Source organism: Halomonas sp. NYA30, assembly GCF_976980765.1.
In genome coordinates this window covers 1,724,940-1,744,397 of record NZ_OZ334477.1, presented here as the reverse complement: position 1 = coordinate 1,744,397, position 19,458 = coordinate 1,724,940, and the positions used below count along the sequence as shown (strand labels likewise).

The window sequence follows — 19,458 nt, the reverse complement described above, 5'->3', positions numbered from 1 at the left end:
AATATTACTGTGACTCTTTCCCAAAAAGCCTTTTCGCTACTTCAGTACCCACTGCCTCAGCACGCTCTTTCGCGTCTAACCGGCAAATTCGGCCAGTGCGACAACCCTTGGGTGAAAAGCACCCTGATCAAGGCCTTTATCAAACGCTTTAATGTCGACATGAGCCAAGCGTTGGAACCCGACCCTAGCGCCTATGCAACGTTCAATGACTTTTTTACCCGGGCGTTAAAAGCCGATGCGCGCCCATTAGGCGAAGGAATATTGAGCCCTGCCGATGGCACGCTCTCCCAATACGGGCGCCTACAGGCCGGCCAACTGGTGCAAGCTAAGGGCCACACCTACTCTGCGCAGACCTTGCTTGGCGGCGACACGGCCCTGGCGGAAGAGTTTCTCGGCGGCAGCTTTGCCACTGTCTACCTCTCTCCACGAGACTACCACCGCGTGCATATGCCGGTGACCGGTACATTAAGAGAAATGATTTACGTACCCGGACGACTCTTCTCGGTCAACCAGGCAACCGCCAACTATGTGCCGGGCCTGTTTGCCCGTAACGAACGCCTAGTGTGCATCTTTGATACCGAGCACGGCCCCATGGCAATGGTGTTAGTAGGTGCAATGATTGTAGCGGCCATCGAGACCGTCTGGTCAGGCCAGGTAACACCGCTTGCAGGCCAGCCTCAGCGCATGCAGTTTGGGCAACCTATCACGTTGGAAAAAGGCGCTGAAATGGGCCGTTTCAAACTCGGCTCCACGGTAGTGATGTGCTTCACTAAACCGGTTGTCTTTGACGACTATCCTACGGGTGTCATGGTCAGTATGGGGCAAGCGCTGGGCCACATTGATAAACCGACTCATGATAGCAATACTCCCCCTACTAGCGAGCCGATGGTTTAGCAGCGAGGCGTAGAAAAGGCGAGCACGTCTTCCAGGCGTGCTTTGCCTAGCGCCAGTTGAATGAGGCGATCAATCCCCAGCGCGACACCCGCACCAGTTGGCATGCCGTGCTCTAGAGCGGCCAGCAGACGCTCATCCACATCCACTTCCGGCAAGCCCAAGCGGCGGCGCTCAGCGTTATCATCCGTAAACCGCACTCTCTGTTCCGAGGCATCGGTCAACTCTTGGTAACCATTGGCCAACTCAACACCTTTCAGGTAGAGCTCGAAGCGGGAAGCCACCCACTCACCATCTACATCCTGGTGACGTTGCGCCAGAGCGGCCTGGCTAGCGGGATAATCAACCACAACACTTAGCTCATGCTGGCCTAACTGTGGCTCGATCACTACGCTCATAAGCAGGTCAAGGCAGGTCTCGCGATCTTCACCGGCCAAGGATTGCGCAGACATTTGCGCCCGCTCCGCGGCAACCAAACGCAACTTTTCCAGCGACGTGGTAAAGGGGTCCACCTCTAGGTGGGTATGGAAAAGCTCCCGATAGCGATAATGCACGACCGGACCGGGGAAACTGGGTAGCAGTGACATGACCAGGGTAGCCGTCTCATCAATTAGTTTATCCAGCGTAAACTGCGGCCGATACCACTCCAGCATGGTGAACTCGATATTGTGGCGAGCCCCGACTTCACCATCGCGAAAACTTTTGGCGAGCTGAAATATCGGTCCGCTACCGGCCGCCAATAACCGCTTCATATGGAATTCAGGCGAAGTTTGCAGCCATAAACGGCGCTGCCCTCTATCGGTGCGAGCCAGGGCATGAAGCGATACCAGATGCACATCCGTGCTCCCCCCCTGCCCCAAGACCGGCGTTTCCACTTCCAGCACGTCACGCTGGTCAAAAAATGCCCGCACTTTGGCCATTAACCGTGCACGCTCGCGGAGCGTTTCAATCGACGCCGAGGGTTGCCAATCAATGGCCATCACTTCTCCTTAGATAAGCTATAGACAAGCTATTTTTAGCAAAAAATGGCCACGCAAAAAGCGTGGCCATCATCATTACCAAACCGAAAAACATCGCGAAAAGTGATTAAGCGCGAGAGACGTATTCCCCGCTGCGCGTATCAATTTTCAACACTTCGCCCTGATTGATAAACAACGGCACGCGCACTACAGCGCCAGATGATAGCGTAGCAGGCTTAGAGCCACCTTGCGCCGTATCGCCTTTCAAACCTGGATCAGTTTCAACCACTTCCAGCTCAATGAAGTTGGGCGGCGTCACAGAAATGGCCTTATCATTCCAAAGCGTAATGATATAGGGCACCTGCTCTTTCAGCCATTTAGCAGTATCACCCAAGGCTTTCTTTTCCACGGCGTACTGCTCAAAGGAGCCATCGGTCTTCATGAAATGCCACATATCACCATCGGTGTAGAGGTACTCCATCTCCAAATCCATGACATCAGCGCCTTCCAGCGAATCACCAGATTTGAAAGTCTTCTCACCCACACGGCCCGTCATCAAGTTACGCAGCTTAACGCGGTTAAACGCCTGCCCCTTGCCAGGCTTGACCAGCTCGTTTTCGACGATCGAACAAGGATCGCCGTCGAGCATTACTTTCAAACCGCCTTTGAATTCATTGGTAGAATAGTTCGCCATAATGCCTCTCAATGTTTTATGTCAGTAACGTGATGCACGAAGCCCTGCTTCGTCGTTGATAGCGTCATTCAATAAGTGCGCGCATGATAACCCGAAGGAGGGCTTTTTTGCAGGAGAACATCATTATTTCAGCCTCTGAAACGCAACAACAGTGCCACACGATGGTCCGTTCCAATTGGCAACAGCAACTCTCACAGGCCATCCGCGACCCGCAGGTATTGTGCGAACGGCTCGGGCTAGACAGCGACCTGCTGGCAGGCGCTCAGCTAGGTCATGAGCTGTTTGAGGTATGTGTGCCTGAAGCCTATCTGGCTAAAATAGCCCATGCGGATTTGAGCGACCCCCTGCTTCTTCAGGTGCTGCCCTTGGGCAAGGAAGCCTCAACGACTCCAGGCTACGTCGCTGACCCGCTGGAAGAAGCCGATCATCAGCCCGCTAAAGGACTGATTCATAAATACGCTAACCGCGTGCTACTAATTGCAAGCCCAGCCTGTGCAATCAACTGCCGCTACTGTTTTCGCCGCCACTTCCCGTATAGCGAGAACTCGCCTTCCCGGGCGCAGTGGCAGGGAACGCTAGAGTACTTGCGTGCCGACCCCTCCATTCACGAGGCGATACTTTCCGGCGGCGACCCTCTAGCAGCAAGCGACCGGCAGCTTGCCTGGCTGGTCGAACAGCTTGAAAGCATCCCTCACCTCAAGCGGCTGCGCATACATACCCGCTTGCCCGTGGTGATTCCTGACCGGATTGATGACGCACTGCTCGGCTGGTTAAACAAAAGCCGCCTGCAAAAAGTGGTGGTGCTGCATATCAACCACGCCAATGAAATTGATCAGGCCGTGGTAGATGCCTGTACCCGCCTCAAGCAAGCAGGCGTGACGCTGCTGAACCAGAGCGTTCTTCTAAAAGGTGTCAACGACAGCGTGCCTACGCTGGCAACTCTCTCTGAACGGCTATTTGAAGCAGGCGTGCTGCCTTACTACCTGCACGTGCTTGACCCGGTTCAGGGTGCCGCCCACTTTGATGTACCCGATGCAGTGGCGCAAGCACTGGTAAAAGAGTTACTGGAACACCTACCAGGCTTTCTTATGCCCCGGCTAGTCCGCGAAGTGCCTGGCAAAATGAGCAAAACGCCTTTGTGACTTTCGACCCTCCCCAAATTCTCTGTTTCATCATGGTGCGTAGCGCCCAAACTACGCACCACGACGATGCATCATCTAAGCATTGACTCTTTAGGCACACCTCTAAAATCAATCTAACTTATTAAAAATAATATATTTTATATATGGCGGCCAATATTTTGCTGTGTAGATAAACGTTACACATGGGGTATTGGCTGCCTTCGCTGCCACACAATTGAGTTTCCAATAGATCGCTAGGGTTCCGACGCCATCAACGATATGCCCCTGATGGTCGTGGCTGGTCCGAGAGCAATCGACCTTGCAATCGCAGGGTTACACGGCGGGATAAAAGCCCGGGAGGATAAGGCACAGTGATGCGCCGATGCCCCTGAGTTTTTTTCTTAGCCGCTGGAGGCTCTCATGACCCGTTCCAACCGCTCTGCTCTAAAAAGCCTGCCCCTCGCTCCGTTGACTGCGGCGCTACTAGCATCATCATTGACGATCACACCTACCCAAGCGCAAGAACGCAGCGACTTTAGTGTCTGCTGGTCGATTTATGCCGGCTGGATGCCTTGGGCTTATGCCGACGTAGAAGGCGTGGTCGATAAGTGGGCCGACGAGTACGGGATTAGTATCGATGTCGTGCAGGTGAACGATTACGTGGAGTCGATCAACCAGTTCACTTCCGGCAACGTGGATGGCTGTGCCATGACCAATATGGATGCCCTCACAATTCCGGCGGCAAGCGGCGTCGATTCCACCGCACTGATTATCAATGATTATTCCAATGGCAACGACGGCATCGTGCTAAAAGGCAGCGATGATTTGGCCGATATAGCGGGCCGTCAGGTCAATCTCGTTCAATTCAGCGTCTCCCACTACTTTCTGGCCCGCGCACTCGAGAGCGTCGGTTTGACAGAGCGTGATATCGAAACGGTCAACACCTCCGATGCGGATATAGTCGGCCTGTTCACCAGTGACACCACTGAAGCTGTAGCCGCCTGGAACCCGCAGCTAAGCGCCATTGCCGACATGCCTGCTGGCAACGTGGTGTACACCTCAGCGGAAATCCCAGGTGAAATTCTCGACATGATGGTCGTCAATACCCAGACCCTGGCGGATAACCCCGCACTTGGCCATGCCCTGGTGGGTGCCTGGTATGAAGTGATGGGTTTGGTCGAAGCCGGTGACGAAAACGCACTGACCATTATGGCCGATGCTGCAGGCACGGATCTGGAAGGCTACAAGAACCAGTTGGACGCCACCTACCTATATACCGACCCAACAGAAGCAATTGAGTTGATGGAAAGCCCAGACCTGCTCGCCACCATGGAACGAGTAGCAGAGTTCAGCTTTGAGCACGGCCTACTGGGCGATATGGCACCTAATGCTGGCGTGGTAGGCATTGAAACCCCCAACGGTGTGTTTGGCGATGAGAGCAATGTACAGCTGCGCTTCGACCCAAGCTTTACGCAAGCTTATCTCGACGCTCAGTAACTAGCGCCATGGGAGTGGCATCTGCCACTCCCTCAGCTCTCATCTTCTATGGACAACCGCTATGAAGCGATTGATTAATTTAGCGCCCTCTCGGGGCGGCCGTTGGCTCCTGGGTTTGCTGCCTTTCTTGCTACTGGCGATGCTCTATTTAAGCCTCTCTAATGCACGACTGGCGGAAAACCCTAATGACCGCCTGCTGCCCATACCCTCGACCATGGCAAACTCGTTTTACCACTTGGCCACCGCCGAGAACGTGCGTACGGGCGAGGTTGTGCTGTGGACAGACACCTTCGCAAGTCTGGAGCGCATCGTAATTGGGGTAGGTATCAGTGCTCTGATTGGCCTAGTGGTGGGTATTGTAAGTGGCGGCATCCCGATTATTCGCGCCAAGCTTTCGCCGCTGGTGACGGTAGCCTCGCTTATTCCGCCCATGGCGATCCTACCAATTCTATTTATTGCCTTTGGCACTGGTGAGGCGGCCAAGATTGCGCTGATTGTTATTGGCGTCACCCCCTTTCTGATTCGTGACCTGCAGGGCCACGCACTGCGGCTTCCCGATGAGCAATTAATCAAAGCGCAAACTTTAGGCGCCAGTTCCTGGCAGGTGTTGTTAAGAGTGTTGCTGCCACAGTTAACGCCACGGCTATTAAACGCCACCCGCTTGGCGCTTGGCACCGCGTGGCTGTTTCTGATTGCTGCCGAAGCCATTGCCGCTCAGGAAGGGCTTGGCTACCGCATTTTTCTGGTTCGCCGCTACCTGTCGATGGACGTGATTCTGCCCTACGTGGCGTGGATTACGCTGCTGGCGTTCCTTCTTGACCAGATTCTCGCCTGGACATCGCGCCTTGCCTTTCCCTGGTACCACTCGGGCGAAGGAGACAAATCATGAGCCTACTGTCCGCCAAACGCCTAGAAAAGCATTACGGCCATCACGTCGTGCTTGAGAACCTTAATTTCAGCGTCGAGCAGGGAGAATTTGTCACGCTGGTCGGTGCCTCTGGTTGCGGCAAAACTACGTTTTTAAAGATGTTGCTGGGCACTGAAGCCATTTCAAAAGGCAACCTTCTGCTAGATGGTAAGCCCATTCCTAACGAACCCGGCCCGGATCGAGGGGTGGTATTTCAGAAGTATTCCGTCTTTCCACACCTGACTGTGCTGGGCAACGTGATGATTGCCGATGAGCTGCATAGTGCCAAGCTGCTTGGAAAAAGTTTTGGCACTGCCAAACGGCACGCGATTGAGAAAGCCCAAGCACGTATTGAAGAAGTTGGCCTAAGTCATGCGCTTAATAAGTATCCCCATGAGCTGTCCGGCGGCATGCAGCAACGTCTAGCCATCGCCCAGGCGCTCATGATGCGGCCACGCATGCTGTTGCTGGATGAGCCATTTGGTGCCCTGGACCCCGGCATTCGCCAGGACATGCACGAATTGATCACACGACTTTGGCAAGAGCAGCAGCTCACCATCTTCATGATCACCCACGACCTAAAAGAGGCCTTTGAGCTGGGCACACGGCTATGGGTGTTTGACAAAACCCGCCACGACCCTCAAGCCCCGGAAGCCTATGGCGCCACCATTACCTACGACCTGCCCATTTCGAGAGACCGTCCAACGCCAGCCTTAACGGAAGCACTTCATCAGGGCGGTCTGAAAACCCACACCCAGGAGACGCTGCTATGAAAAGCGAACCATCCTACACCACTCATTTACCCGGCGGGCACCACTGGTCACTTCGACTACGTCGCGGCACAACACTGACCCTGACCGCCCAGGAGGCCAACAGCAACGTAGGACTACTCTGCTACAATCCAGAAAACCTGTTGGAGCGCTTGAACCTGCCGGACACCTTGAAGTGCCAGCACACGTTCAAGCTGACTCAAGGCCACTGCCTTTACTCGGATATGGGTCGCATCTTTGCCTCGATCACTCATGATGACCTTGGCTGGCACGACAGCGTTGGCGGCAACCTGCTGCCCCAGCACCTGCTGTCCAAAGGCTGGCAGCCAGTGAGCTACCAGCAGGCCCACAATGACTGGACGCGCACCGGCTTCGACGCCTTCCTGGTCGAACTCGCCAAGTATGGGCTTGGCCGCCGAGACATGGCTGCCAATCTCAACCTTTTCTCCCGCGTCGAGAGCGATGACGAAGGCAAGCTGCACTATGTCAGCAACCACTGCCAGCCGGGCAACAGCGTCACGCTGCGCTTCGAGATGGATACCCTCGTGTTGTTGCATACCTGCCCTCACCCGCTGGACCCTGCCACTGACTACCCGCGCCGTGGCGTCGATATCGCGTTAGGTACTGCTGAGCCACCGACAGAGGACGATCCTTGCTACCGCTCACGGCCAGAAAACGCCCGTGGCTTTGCCAATAACCGTCTCTATCACCTCGGCCTTTAAGGGGAAAACCATGATTATCGAGAGTACCTTACGCCCCGAAAACGCACTTAGCCGCACTACCGTTAATGCGGGCGATCACTATATTGGCACCGTGAAGCAGGGCCAAACCTTGCGGATTTTAGACCTGGAAGGCAACCAAGCGGCTGACACGCTGTTCTTCAGCGCCGACGACACCGCCGAGCGCTACAGCGCCATGGATACCGTTCGCGAACAGGGAGCGGTCTATCTCACGGCGGGCTCCAAGCTGATCTCCAGCGAAGGCCGCACGATGCTTACCCTCACCGCCGACACCTGCGGCCGCCACGACACCCTAGGCGGTGCCTGCGCCAGCGAAAGCAACACCGTGCGCTACGACCTGGAAAAGCGCCACATGCACTCCTGCCGGGATAACTGGATGCAGGCCATCGCCAACCACCCAGAGTATGGCCTGAGCAAGCGGGACATCACCCACAACATCAACTTCTTCATGAACGTACCGGTGACCGCTGACGGCGGGCTGACGTTTGAAGACGGTATCTCCGCACCGGGCAAGTATGTGGAAATGGTCGCAGAAATGGATGTCATCGTGCTGATCTCCAACTGCCCTCAGCTCAACAACCCCTGCAACGGCTACAACCCCACACCCATCGAGCTACTGATTTGGGGTTAAGTAATTCGCCCTAGGGACGACCCTAGAAGGCCAAACAACCTGCGGGACGACCCGCCTTTGTTTGCAGGCAGTGCCATGTCCATCCATAAAACGTTTAGCAAAGTCCTGATTGCCAATCGCGGCGCGATTGCCGCCCGTATTCTACGCACGCTTAAAGCTTTAGGCGTGGGGAGCGTGGTGGTGTACGCCGATGCCGACCGCGACGCCCCTTATGTGCATCAAGCCGATGAGGCCTACTCACTCGGTGAGGGGGCGGCCAGCGATACCTACCTGAACATCGGCAAGCTGATCGCTATCGCCCAACAAAGCGGCGCCCAGGCCATCCATCCTGGCTACGGTTTCCTCTCGGAAAACACTCGCTTTATTACCGCCTGCGATGCCGCCGGGCTCGTCTTTCTAGGCCCCACCGCCGAGCAGATACAGCAGTTTGGCCTCAAGCACGAAGCCCGCGCACTCGCCGAAAAGGCAGGCGTACCGCTGGTGCCAGGATCACAGCTGCTGGAGACTCTCGAAGAGGCCCAACAGGCCGCCGAACGAATCGGCTACCCGGTCATGCTGAAATCCACTGCTGGTGGCGGTGGTATCGGCATGCAGGTCTGCCACTCTCAGACGGAGCTGGCACGCGCCTTTGAGTCGGTGAAAGGCCTTGGCGAGCGCAACTTTGGTGATGGCGGTGTCTTCCTAGAAGCCTATATCGCACGTGCCCGTCATCTGGAAGTACAGCTGTTTGGCGACGGCCAGGGCAGTGTCATCGCCCTCGGTGAGCGCGACTGCTCTACACAGCGCCGCCATCAAAAAGTACTGGAAGAGTGCCCGGCCCCGAACCTCCCCGAAGCCGTGCGCCAATCACTGCACGCCACGGCGGTGCAACTAGGCAAAGCGGTCAACTACCGCAGCGCGGGAACCGTTGAGTTCATTTACGACGCCGAGCGTGAAGCTTTCTATTTTCTGGAGATTAATACTCGCCTACAGGTGGAGCACGGCGTCACCGAGCTGGTCTACGGCGTCGATATCGTCGAATGGATGGTGAAACTCGGCGCGGGTGAACTCCCCCACCTGGAAACACTTGCCCAGACACTCTCCCCCACTGGTCACGCCATCCAGGCACGCCTGTACGCCGAAGACCCCGCTCACGATTTTCGCCCCAGCGCCGGGCTCCTAACGGAAGTCATCTTTCCTGAAGCCAGCGGCCTGCGCATCGACCACGCCATTGAGGCAGGCCTGGAAGTGTCACCGCTATTTGACCCCATGCTAGCCAAAGTGATGGTGCATGCCGAAAGCCGCAAGCAGGCGACGGCACAGCTGGCGGATACGCTGGACAGCGCTAGCGTGTATGGCATTGCCACCAACCGTAGCTGGCTTGCCCACGTTCTGCGTGCCGAACGCTTTCAGCAGGCGGATATCGACACCCACTGGCTTACCACCCTGGCGTGGGCACCTCCCGCCATGGAAGTGATCGCCCCTGGCACGCTCACCACAATTCAGGATTTTCCCGGTCGCCAGGGTCACTGGGATGTGGGTGTGCCGCCTTCCGGCCCGTTTGACGACTGGTCGTTTCGCCTTGGCAATCGCCTGCTCGACAATCCCACGGATGCCGCTGGCCTAGAAATTACCCTCCAGGGCCCCACGCTGCGCTTTCACCGGGCCACACAGGTCGTGCTAGCAGGCGCCAAGTTGCCCGCCTCGCTGGATGGCAACCCCATTAATCACTGGGAAGTCATTGATGTTCCGGTCGGTGCCACTCTTACGTTAGGCAAAGCCACCGCTGGGGCACGCGCTTATTTTCTAGTGCGCGGCGGCATTGAATGCCCTCGCTATCTGGGCTCTCGCAGCACCTTCACGCTAGGCCAGTTTGGCGGCCATGGCGGGCGGGCACTGCGCAGCGGCGATATGCTGGAGCTGCCCACGCTGATGCCTGCGCCCTCACGCACGCTGGATAGCGCGCTAGCCCCCGCCATTGGCAACGATTCCGAAAGCGTGACGGAAATTGCCGTGCTTTATGGCCCCCACGGCGCGCCAGACTTTTTCACCGATAGTGATATCGAACGCTTCTTCGACCACGAGTGGGAAGTGCACTACAACTCCAGCCGCACCGGTGTACGGCTGATTGGCCCACGCCCAGAGTGGGCACGGGCGGATGGCGGTGAAGCAGGACTCCACCCTTCCAACATTCACGATAACGCCTACGCCTTTGGCACCATCGATTTTACCGGCGATATGCCGGTCATTCTTGGCCCGGACGGCCCGTCATTGGGTGGCTTTGTTTGCCCGGCAACTGTGGTGCGCGCTGAACGCTGGAAGCTGGGTCAACTTACCGCTGGTGACAAGGTCCGCTTTGTACCGGTGAGTCTCGCCAACGCTCGCACACTCGAAGAGCGCCAGCTCGCCCAGCTGGAAACCCTCACAGCGAACCCTGTTGAAGATATTCAGCCAGAACGAGACACCCCGATCCTGCGCAACATCCCAGCCGAGCAGGCCGGGGAGCGAATCGTATACCGCCGCGCCGGGGATGATTTCCTGCTCATTGAGTTCGGTGCGATGGAGCTGGATATCGCGCTACGCTTTCGCGTACACGCCTGGATGCTGTGGTTACAGGAACATTCGCTGCCCGGCCTACGGGAACTAACCCCCGGCATTCGCTCGCTGCAGGTTCACTATGAGCCGCTGGAACTTAGCCTTGATGAGTTGCTTTCGCACCTTCACAAAGCCGAGCAGGCGCTAATCGATGTCGAGTCGTTGGAAGTAGAGTCGCGTGTCGTGCATCTACCGCTCTCCTGGGATGACCCCGCCTGCCAGGAAGCCATCGACAAGTATCAGCGCAGCGTACGACCCGACGCCCCCTGGTGCCCCAGCAACCTGGATTTTATTCGCCGCATCAACGCCCTCGAAAGTGAACAGCAAGTGCGCGATATCGTCTTCAACGCTCGTTATCTCGTGATGGGCTTAGGGGATGTGTATCTGGGGGCGCCCGTCGCGACACCCCTCGACCCGCGCCAACGCCTGGTCACCACCAAATATAACCCCGCCCGTACCTGGACAGCGGAAAACTCGGTGGGTATTGGCGGCGCCTATTTATGCGTTTATGGCATGGAAGGCCCCGGCGGCTACCAGTTCGTTGGTCGCACGCTGCAGATGTGGAACCGTTACCGCACCACCCAGCACTTCAATAACCCTTGGCTGCTGCGCTTTTTTGATCAACTTCGCTTTTATGAAGTCAGCCACGAAGAACTACAGCAAACTCGCCGTGACTTTCCCCACGGGCGCTTCGAGCTGCCCATTGAAACGGCACGCTTCAAACTGGCCGACTACCAAGCCGATATCGATAAGAACGCCGAAGCGATTGAGGCGTTTCGCACCAAGCGAGAAGCAGCCTTCCAGGCTGAAATGGCCGCCTGGCGCGCCAACGGCCAGTTCACCTTTGAAGACCAGGCACCGGCTAGCGCAGAGGTCGAAACGCTGGGAGAGGATGAACTTGGTATCGAAAGCCCGGTGACCGGCAGCCTATGGAAACTGCTGGTCAAAAAGGGCGAACAGGTCGCCGCAGGTCAGCCCGTGGCGCTGGTGGAGTCGATGAAAATGGAGGTAGAGGTCACGGCTCACTGCGCAGGGCGCGTTGCCAGATTGCCGCTTGCCGAAGGGGCAGCCATTGGCCCCGGCCAGCCTCTGGTAGTACTCACCCAAGAAGAGGAGGCTGACGCATGAACACGCCTGCGGCAGACGAACGCCTAGCAAACTTTCAGGAGATCCCCGTTATCGACATTCATCCCCTGCTGCACGGGGATGACCAGGCACGCCGCGAGGTCGCCGCTGAGCTGGGCCGCGCTGCCCGTGAAGTCGGTTTCTTCCAAATGGTGGGCCACGGCATTGATGGCTCCCTGCGCGAAGCGCTGATTAATCAGGCCAAGCGTTTCTTTGCACAGCCTGAAGCGACCAAAATGGAGCGCTACATCGGCCACTACCACCACCATCGCGGCTATGTGCCGCCCGGTGAAGAGTCTCCAGACCCAGCCAAGCCCGACATGAAAGAGGCTTTCGACCTCGCTTTCGAGCTACCTAGCGATGACCCGGACGTGCTGGCCGGAACACCGCTGCTCGGCCCTAACCCTTGGCCTGACCTGGCTGGTTTCAAAGCGCCAGTAGCCGCTTACTACGACGCCGCCTACCACGTTGGGCGCGCACTACTGAGTGGCTTTGCCATGGCGCTGGGTCTGTCTCCCCAGCAACTGCTTCAACACATCAACAAGCCGCCCAGCCAACTACGCCTGATTCACTATCCGTTCAACCCAGATGCCGAGGATGCTCAAGGCATCGGCGCCCACACTGACTACGAGTGCTTTACCCTGCTGCTGCCTACCGCGCCTGGGCTTGAAGTCATGAATGGCAAAGGTGAGTGGATCGATGTGCCGTTCAAGGAGGGCGCTTTGATCGTCAACATTGGCGATATGCTAGAGATCTGGAGCAACGGCGAGTTTGTCGCCACCTCTCACCGAGTACGCAAAGTGAAAGAGGAGCGCTACTCGTTTCCGCTGTTCTTTGCCTGTGACTACCACACCGTGGTCGAACCACTCCCCGAGCTGGTCGCTCGTCACGGACAAGCCCATTACTCAGCGCTGAAAGCAGGCGACCACCTCTACGCCCAAACCATCCAAACCTTTCGCTACCTGCGTGATCGACTAGCGCGGGGAGAAATCGAGCTGCCTGACGGTGCCCGTGAAGTAGGCAGCCTGGGTCAGCACGGCAAGAAAAAAGGATCGGGCAACGAGGAGGCAAATCGATGACGATACCGCTTCCTGGCGTGCCAGAGCAGTACCAAGGGGGTTGGCAACGTACGCTCTATGCAGAGCCCAATACACCGCCCTACCGCGTAACCGATACCACCACCCAAGTGGTATGGCTGCAGGGCCAGCAGTGGCATGCCGACCTGCGCATCCCCGCTGACGCACCCGACTTCAGCGGCATCCAAACCCTTGAGGCGTGCAGCCGACCGCAGCTTGAGTGGCTGGCAAGCCTTACCGCCTTTGCGGGCTTGACCCAGATTGAAGGCGGTGTATGCACCTGGCACCGCTTTCAGGACCTCTGCCCCAGCCTGGAAAAAGATGTTGGTCTGCTGCGCTGGCTGAATGACCACACGGTTGAAGAGCAGCACCCGGCTGGGCATTACGTCGAGCACTGGCAGCGGTTCACTGCCCCACATGCAAAAGAGACGACTCGCATCGATGAGCTTGGTCGCCTGCGCTGGCTAGCGCTGGGGGATCACGCCATTGCGATTACCCCTCGCCAATCGTCAGCCACGCTCCAACGCCCGTTCACCCTGCCAAGCCATGCCACCATCGACGACCTTCGCTGGCAAGTCAGTCTCTGTTTCGACTACTGCCAACGCAATCAAGAAGGCTGGCGAATCGAGCTTTCTACACAGCCCTGGCGGCGGGGGCGCTTCCTAAACGGAGCCAACCACTCTCCAGACAACGCTGCGATGATACAATTTTAAAGGAGCCAACCATGGCACTCTCAATGTCACTGGATATTGCAAGTCTTCACGCCGCCTACCAACAGGGTAATCTGACGCCCACTGCATTAATCGACGAGCTACTCGCGCAGGCCGATAGCCACGGCAAAGACTCTGCCTGGATAACGCGCCTGAACCGTGAACAGCTGACCCCGTATCTACAGCGCTTGGAGGGAGAGTCACCAAAAACGCTGCCACTTTACGGTATTCCATTTGCGATAAAGGACAATATCGACCTCGCGGGAATACCCACTACCGCTGGCAGCCCAGCCTACGCTTATACCCCCACAGAAAATGCTTTTGTAGTGCAGCAACTGATCGATGCAGGCGCGATTCCTATGGGGAAAACCAATCTAGATCAGTTTGCGACAGGGCTAGTTGGCGAGCGGGCACTGGAATTGTATGGCACACCGGCCAACGCCTTTGATCCGACGCTAATACCGGGCGGTTCTAGCAGTGGATCGGCGGTGGTCACGGCGACGGGCATGGTCAGCTTCGCGCTAGGCACCGATACCGCAGGCTCTGGGCGCGTACCGGCCTGTTTCCATAACCTTTACGGCGTGAAACCAAGCCTTGGGCTGCTCAGTACGCGGGGAGTGGTACCGGCTTGCGCCACGCTGGATACCATCAGCCTGTTCAGCCTCACCGCAGACGATGCCGCTAAACTGCTGGCAGTCACGGCCGTGTATGACGACCAGTGCGCCTGGTCACGCCAGCATGATTTTGCCGTACACGGAAAGCGCTACGGTAAGGCGCCCGCGGCCTTTAGCTTTGGCGTGCCTTTGGAATCCCAATGGCACACCGATGCGGCCTACACTAAAGGGATGCAGCTAGCGATTAATGAACTCGAGGCGCTGGGCGGCGAGAAAGTCGAACTGGACTGTACGCCTCTGCTGGCCGCGGCAAGGTTGCTTTATGAAGGCCCATGGGTGGCCGAGCGCTACCATGTGATTCGTGATTTGATGAAAAGCCACCCGGATTCGGTGCATCCAGTGACCTTTCAAATCACCCAAGGGGGCGCCACGCCGCTCGCGGTAGACGCCTTCGATGCGCGCTATAAACTGGCAGAGTATAAGCGCCAAGCCGATATGCTCATCAGCCAAGTGGATGTAGTACTCTCGCCTACAACGGTCACCCACCCCAGCAAGGCCGAAGTAGCCGCGGACCCGATTGGCGTCAATTCCCGCCTAGGCACCTGGACCAACTTTATGAATCTGTTGGACTACAGCGCGCTAGCCGTACCGGTGGGTTTTAGTGAGCGAGCCCTTCCCGTGGGTGTCACGCTATTCGGGCCTGCATTTGCCGATTTATCGCTGCTCTCACTAGCGCGTGGGCTTGAAGCTCGCTTGATGCTGCCGTTAGGCGCGACAGGCATCCCGCATTCGCCACTTTCCGCACTCACCACACCCGCACAAGACGGCACCATAGAACTAGTGGTGTGTGGCGCTCACCTTGAAGGCTTGCCGCTCAACCATCAGCTCACTGATCGCGGTGGTGTGCTGATCACTGCTACTCAAAGCGCACCACGCTATAAACTGTTTGCTCTGGCAGGCGGGCCGCCCAAACGCCCCGCGATGCTACCGGACGCAAATGGCCAAGCTATTGAAGTAGAAGTATGGCGACTGCCGATCGAGACTCTGGGCAGTTTCCTAGCAGGCATCCCTGCTCCGCTGGGCCTCGGCCAGGTGGAGCTTGCCGATGGTAGTTGGAAGTGTGGTTTTATTTGTACCGCCGGTGCACTCAACGATAGTGGCGAAGCCGAGGATATTACCGAATACGGAAGCTGGAAGGCGTGGCTAAACAGCCAGGCAAACTAATATCCGTTAAGACACTGTACTTTTCCAAACCCACAAGCATTACCACTCATAGCGTGCCGTAACATTGATACCGCTTTTGAGGGCGACAACATTTCAAAAAACCCACTCCGGGCGTCCTGGTGCTAAATGACGCCCAAAGTGGGTTTTGTTTTTTCGATTGCCGTTTGCGTACCAAAAATACTTCGTTATCTGCTAACGTTATAGTGCTAATTACTTTGTGGTGAGGCGCTCGCCTTACTATTCTGAAACTTTTCAAGGAGGAAATAACGCTATGTCGACATTACGTCCGACCCGGCTGGGGGCAATAGTGCTATTGATTGCCTCGCTCGCTGGGCTTGCCATCGCTCTCTATGCTTATTTTGTACCTCTCACTGGCGTGACGGGTACACTCGGCGCCCTGGTAGCCATTTTGGCCTGTCTCGCGCTGGGGGTGTTGGCGCTCCTTCTTGCAGCCGTCAAACATAAAAAAGCGGCCATCCTATTACGCGTTCTCATCCTACTGGGGCTCTTGGGTACGTTCTTCGCAGGTATGCTGCTGCATCAGTGGTGGATCTGCGCGGCGATGGGGGTCGGTTTCATCGGCCTGATACTTGATATGGTTCGTCCTTCGCACCATGCCCAACCTGCCCATGCCTGAGGAGCCGACGATGCCCACTTTTTCAGTTACTAAACGCCCTCGTTTTACGCCTGCCACATTGGGTTGGCGCACGGCCACTGCGCTGGTGCTTTGCTTGTCTCCCATGCCGTTATTGGCACAAGACTCGCCAGATGAACCGGCAAGTAGTCCGGCAAACAGTGAGGCAGAGGCAACCAACACTGCCCCTATTCCGCTGGTGCCTGGCGAGCCCATCTGGGATAGCTTTCATGGCCAGCTCAACGCGCAAAAGTATAGCCCGCTGGATCAGATTAACGCCGATAATGTCGGCGAGTTAGAGAAGGTGTGGGAAATCCATACCGGCGATGTCGCCGATGGTTCGGGCGATTTACCGGCGACGGTGTGGTCAGCGACCCCCGTCTTTGCCAACGACACGCTCTACATCGGCACACCGTTCTACCGGATTATCGCGCTAGACCCAGCAAGTGGCGAAGAGAAATGGAGCTTCGATACCCAGTCCTCTCTTGAAGCCCTCACCCAGCCTGCTTTGAAGAATCGTGGCGTGGCTTACTGGGAGGCCGATGATCCGGTGGCTGGCGAGTCCTGCCAGAAAATCATCTACATGGGCACCATGGATGCGCGACTGTTTGCGGTCGATGCCGACAGCGGCGAGCCGTGCCAAGGGTTTGCCGATAACGGCGTGCTCAATGCCAATCAGTGGAACGACACCAACGATAAGTGGCCATTGTCGCTGCTGCAGCCGCCTACCGTGGTGGGAGATCGTCTGATTCTGGGTTGGGCAGGCATGGATTGGGCCTATGAAGAGGCTCCCCCTGGCACCGTCTTTTCCATCAATGCTCGCACCGGCGAACTTGAATGGACCTTCCAGGCACTGAGCGATCAGATGCGCGAGCAGAGCGGCACCGCCAATGTGTGGACACACATGTCTGCCGACGAAGAGCTTGGCTTGGTCTACCTTCCAGTGTCTTCCCCGTCGCCTAACTATTGGGGCGGTAATCGTACGGAAGAAGTCCCTCTCGGTACGTCAACCACTGCCTTGGATATTGAAACGGGCGAAGTGGTCTGGTCACGTCAGTGGGTTCATCACGACATCTGGGATTACGATATCAACTCTGCGCCCACGCTCATGGACATTACAGTCGACGGTGAAGAGATACCGGCACTGATCCAGGCAACCAAGATGGGCTTTCTGTTTGTGGTCAATCGTGAAACCGGTGAAGACGTCTGGCCGATTGAAGAGCGGCCGGTTCCGAGTGGTGACGGCTCCGTTGAAGGGGAAGTCTATGCGCCCACTCAGCCCTTCCCCACTAAACCGGCCCCGCTGATGGATCAGGCAGAAAAGCCCAAGGTTTGGGCGCTAGCCGACGCGGTTAGCTTCGGTGAGTGTTCAGCACTGTGGGAGGAACTTCGCTATGAAGGTATGTACACCCCACCCACTACCGAGGGAGAAGGAACGTTAGGCTTTCCCATCAGCGCAGGGGGCGTGCAGTGGGGCGGCGTAGCCTTCGACCCAGAGAGCCAGACGGCGGTGGTCAACACGTCGCATATCGTGCAGTACATCAGGCTTTATGACCGTGAAGCTTACGAGTCAGCCAATCGAGCATCGGGCAACGAGAGTGGCTTTGCGTCACAGGAAGGTGCGCCCTACGGCATGCGCCTTGAGGTTGCCCTCAACAGGCTAGGCATGCCCTGCTGGGAACCGCCTTTTGGTGAGCTTGTAGCTCTCGACATGACGACCGGCGATATCAAATGGCGTCGCCCGTTGGGAGCATCGCAGCAGTATGGCTTCTATATGCCCGAAAGCTGGGGCTCTCCTACCATTGGTGGCCCTGCGGTCACCGCGGGTAACGTTATCTTTATCGGCGCCTCCATGGATGCCAAGGTGCGTGCTTACTCCCTTGAAACCGGCGAAGAGCTCTGGTCGGATCAGACCGAAGCACCCTCCGTCTCAAACCCTGCTGTCTACGAGTACAACGGCCGACAATATGTCGCCTTTGTTTCCGGTGGCAATACCATCCTGAAAGATCAGGTAGGTGATCAGATCGCGGTTTACGCGCTGCCAGAATAACGCTAGCACAATCGACCAGAAAAAATGGGCAATTAACAATCGGGGCGGCCTTTAAGGCCGCCCCGATTGCGTCAATAGCCTCTTTTTCATACTGATTCAGCCAAGATCACTGGTCTGAGGCTTGGTACGCTTGGCTAACTGTTTATTTGCCGCCCCGAAACAAACCCGCATCAGTGGTACCAACAGCCACAATAGTGGCGTGAGTAACGAGCGATAGACAAAGCGAGCAATAAACAGGATGGGCAGTAGGACGATCAGCCAGAAAAGAAACTGACCGAACCAGACCGGCCAGCCAAGCCAAGTCGAGAGATTGGCACCGAGTGCGCTCACTAAGCTTGGGTGGCGAACCACCACATAAGCGGTGCCCGCCAGGGCGGCGACCTTGGCCATGCGCGGTAACGTCGCAAAACGGCTGCTGGTAGCCAGCACCCCTTGGCGGAGCCCTGTCCGAGCACCCTGCGCTTCGATACTACCTACACGAGCAGCACGTGCGGCTCTGCCTGCCCGCAGCACCTTAACGGTGCTGGCCATGACCAGCAGATCTACCCCAGCCCAGCCTAGATCGGCTGCACCAATGGCGTCGCCCTGCCGCCACTGGCTTTCGAGATCGCGAAGGCCACTAGTAAAGAAATCGCCTACGCCCGCGACCACTCGCTCACTCTGCAGCCACTCCACTTCGCCTTGTTCACTCACTACAAATTGGTTAAGCAGCGCGTGACCATTATCTTCAAGTAGCGTAATGCCCATCTGCCCGCGCCGGAAAGGGGTTAATTCCTCATTCGTAGCTACCTCTTCATCACTCCACCAGCGACTGACTTGTTGATAGCGCTCGCCGACCCAGTGCTGTGCACGTAGCGTGGCCACATCGTGAGTACGAAAGTAGCTGATAGGCAAAACGGCGTCTGCGCCAAAGCGTGTTAACACCTCTTGGAACTGAGGTGACAGGCCATACTCTTTTAATACTTCGCGGGCCACATCGCCATGGCGCAACATTGCCAACGAAGCACTCATCCATAACGCCTGATCCGAGGCATAATGAAGAAAGAGCGCGTTGATCTCTAGAGCTTCCTGTTGAAGCGACGCCTCTAGCGCGGGCAGCGCCCGCTGAGCTTCCAGACGCACCAGTTGAGACTCAAACGGTTCGTGGGAAGCCAACGCGGAGGCAAGCCCTGCGATTACCATCGCGGTCATCACTATTATCTGCCAGGGCCGCATCGCTTTCGCCTCGCTAAATTGGTAGC

The 19,458-nt window shown here is 56.9% G+C and carries 16 protein-coding genes and 1 riboswitch; of the genes, 13 read left to right on the top strand and 3 right to left on the bottom strand.

What is annotated here, in order from left to right:
• The first annotated feature begins 9 nt into the window (after nt 1-9).
• Complete coding sequence (asd, locus tag ACWI0H_RS07915; RefSeq protein ID WP_485875842.1) at nt 10-894, top strand: archaetidylserine decarboxylase; 885 nt, start codon at nt 10-12, stop codon at nt 892-894.
• Here asd and epmA read toward each other — a convergent pair.
• Nucleotides 891-1,871, bottom strand: a complete 981-nt coding sequence (epmA, locus tag ACWI0H_RS07910; protein ID WP_176304142.1) for an EF-P lysine aminoacylase EpmA — start codon at nt 1,869-1,871, stop codon at nt 891-893. The two genes, asd and epmA, sit on opposite strands and share 4 nt — an antisense overlap.
• A gap of 106 nt (nt 1,872-1,977) precedes the next feature.
• Nucleotides 1,978-2,544, bottom strand: coding sequence for an elongation factor P (gene efp / locus ACWI0H_RS07905; RefSeq protein WP_176304143.1), 567 nt, complete (start codon nt 2,542-2,544; stop codon nt 1,978-1,980).
• Nucleotides 2,545-2,651: 107 nt separating this feature from the next.
• Here efp and epmB point away from each other — a divergent pair, with 107 nt between their 5' ends.
• The 12 genes from epmB to ACWI0H_RS07845 all read left to right on the top strand — a co-directional run bounded on the left by epmB (nt 2,652) and on the right by ACWI0H_RS07845 (nt 18,217).
• Complete coding sequence (epmB, locus tag ACWI0H_RS07900) at nt 2,652-3,686, top strand: EF-P beta-lysylation protein EpmB (protein WP_336272964.1); 1,035 nt, start codon at nt 2,652-2,654, stop codon at nt 3,684-3,686.
• Between the two features lie 222 nt (nt 3,687-3,908).
• A riboswitch (guanidine-I (ykkC/yxkD leader) is annotated at nt 3,909-4,027 on the top strand.
• A 58-nt stretch (nt 4,028-4,085) separates the two neighbouring features.
• Complete coding sequence (locus ACWI0H_RS07895; RefSeq protein WP_336272965.1) at nt 4,086-5,162, top strand: putative urea ABC transporter substrate-binding protein; 1,077 nt, start codon at nt 4,086-4,088, stop codon at nt 5,160-5,162.
• Between the two features lie 61 nt (nt 5,163-5,223).
• On the top strand, nt 5,224-6,051 hold the full coding sequence (locus tag ACWI0H_RS07890) for an ABC transporter permease (protein ID WP_336272966.1): 828 nt from the start codon (nt 5,224-5,226) through the stop codon (nt 6,049-6,051).
• Nucleotides 6,048-6,842 carry an ABC transporter ATP-binding protein gene (locus tag ACWI0H_RS07885; RefSeq protein WP_336272967.1) on the top strand — a complete coding sequence of 265 codons (795 nt, stop codon included), beginning with the start codon at nt 6,048-6,050 and terminating at the stop codon, nt 6,840-6,842. The genes ACWI0H_RS07890 and ACWI0H_RS07885 overlap by 4 nt, the downstream gene beginning before the upstream one ends.
• Nucleotides 6,839-7,561, top strand: coding sequence for an urea amidolyase associated protein UAAP1 (locus ACWI0H_RS07880; protein WP_336272968.1), 723 nt, complete (start codon nt 6,839-6,841; stop codon nt 7,559-7,561). The genes ACWI0H_RS07885 and ACWI0H_RS07880 overlap by 4 nt, the downstream gene beginning before the upstream one ends.
• 10 nt (nt 7,562-7,571) lie before the next feature.
• The gene (locus ACWI0H_RS07875; protein WP_336272969.1) at nt 7,572-8,210 is read left to right on the top strand and encodes an urea amidolyase associated protein UAAP2; all 639 of its coding nucleotides are present in this window, start codon (nt 7,572-7,574) and stop codon (nt 8,208-8,210) included.
• A 75-nt stretch (nt 8,211-8,285) separates the two neighbouring features.
• On the top strand, nt 8,286-11,912 hold the full coding sequence (uca, locus tag ACWI0H_RS07870; RefSeq protein ID WP_485875841.1) for an urea carboxylase: 3,627 nt from the start codon (nt 8,286-8,288) through the stop codon (nt 11,910-11,912).
• Nucleotides 11,909-12,988: an isopenicillin N synthase family dioxygenase gene (locus ACWI0H_RS07865; RefSeq protein ID WP_336272971.1), complete on the top strand. Its 1,080-nt coding sequence runs from the start codon at nt 11,909-11,911 to the stop codon at nt 12,986-12,988. The genes uca and ACWI0H_RS07865 overlap by 4 nt, the downstream gene beginning before the upstream one ends.
• Complete coding sequence (locus ACWI0H_RS07860) at nt 12,985-13,698, top strand: hypothetical protein (protein WP_336272972.1); 714 nt, start codon at nt 12,985-12,987, stop codon at nt 13,696-13,698. The genes ACWI0H_RS07865 and ACWI0H_RS07860 overlap by 4 nt, the downstream gene beginning before the upstream one ends.
• Nucleotides 13,699-13,709: 11 nt before the next feature.
• Nucleotides 13,710-15,533 (top strand): allophanate hydrolase, encoded by a 1,824-nt coding sequence (gene atzF, locus ACWI0H_RS07855; RefSeq protein ID WP_336272973.1) that lies wholly within the window; start codon nt 13,710-13,712, stop codon nt 15,531-15,533.
• Between the two features lie 271 nt (nt 15,534-15,804).
• A complete protein-coding gene (locus ACWI0H_RS07850; RefSeq protein ID WP_336272974.1) occupies nt 15,805-16,170 on the top strand; it encodes a hypothetical protein in 366 nt (121 codons plus the stop codon).
• A 10-nt stretch (nt 16,171-16,180) separates the two neighbouring features.
• Nucleotides 16,181-18,217, top strand: a complete 2,037-nt coding sequence (locus ACWI0H_RS07845; protein ID WP_485875840.1) for a pyrroloquinoline quinone-dependent dehydrogenase — start codon at nt 16,181-16,183, stop codon at nt 18,215-18,217.
• 96 nt (nt 18,218-18,313) lie between these two features.
• Here ACWI0H_RS07845 and ACWI0H_RS07840 read toward each other — a convergent pair whose 3' ends face one another.
• The gene (locus tag ACWI0H_RS07840) at nt 18,314-19,432 is read right to left on the bottom strand and encodes a hypothetical protein (RefSeq protein WP_485875839.1); all 1,119 of its coding nucleotides are present in this window, start codon (nt 19,430-19,432) and stop codon (nt 18,314-18,316) included.
• Between the last annotated feature and the right edge of the window lie 26 nt (nt 19,433-19,458).